The 981-nt window shown below is 66.3% G+C and carries 1 pseudogene; it reads right to left on the reverse strand.

From position 1 onward, the window contains the following. Positions 1–15: 15 nt before the first annotated feature. A pseudogene (locus tag M8330_RS21650) lies at positions 16–931 on the reverse strand (IS5 family transposase). Positions 932–981: the final 50 nt, after the last annotated feature.

The raw sequence follows: 981 nt of genomic DNA on the forward strand, positions 1-981 counted from the left end.
CTAGGGAGTGTCTGGTTATTCGCGTAGCCAGATGGTGATGGTGCGGAGCACGACGCCGCCTCGGTAGACGACAGCCAGCTTGTCGTAGCGGGTGGCGATCCCTCGCCACTGCTTGTGGTCGTTGAAGGACCGCTCGACCACGTTGCGGCCCTTGTAGGAGGTGGCGTCGAAGGCGGGTGGTCGGCCGCCTTGGGCGCCGCGTCGTTTGCGGTGGGCGATTTGGTCGCTGGGTTGTGGGATGACAGCTCGGATCCGTCTACTGCGCAGCTCGGTGCGGATCGCTCGGGAGGAGTAGGCCTTGTCGCCGACCACGACGTCGGGCCGGGTGCGCGGACGACCAGGGCCGAGCCGGGCCACCGCCAGGTCTGCGAGCAACGGCTTGAGCATCGGGGAGTCCCCGGCCTGGCCCGGCGTCAGCGCGATCACGAGCGGACGACCACGACCGTCGACGAGCTGGTGGATCTTGGTCGACAACCCTCCGCGGGACCGTCCGAGTGCGTGATCTGGCGGCTCCTCTCGCAGGCTGCCGCACAGATTCATGTAGTTCGACTCAGCCCCCTGTGCGGCGACCGGCCGGGACCTCGACCCGACCCAACGTCGTGGCATGTTGATGAGCACGGTTGATCGTGGAATCGACCGACACTGTCCAGTCGACCTCGCCCGCGGCGTCGGCCTCGGCAACCAGTCGGGCGTGGATCTTGTCCCAAGTGCCGTCGGTCGAGAAGCGCTTGTGCCGCTCCCAGATCGTCTGCCACGGCCCGAACGACTCTGGAAGGTCACGCCATGCGATACCCGTGCGGAACCGGTAGACGATGGCCTCGACCACCTGCCGGTGATCACGAAACGGCCGACCACGCTGGCCATCCGAGGACGGCATCAACGACTCGATCCGCTCCCACTGAGCGTCATTCAGCACTGCCACACGCGACATGTGTCAACCATCGCCGACCACCACGCCCGGATTAAGCAGACACGCTCTAG

The organism is Nocardioides bruguierae, assembly GCF_023656415.1.
Classification (GTDB): Bacteria; Actinomycetota; Actinomycetes; order Propionibacteriales; family Nocardioidaceae; genus Nocardioides; species Nocardioides bruguierae.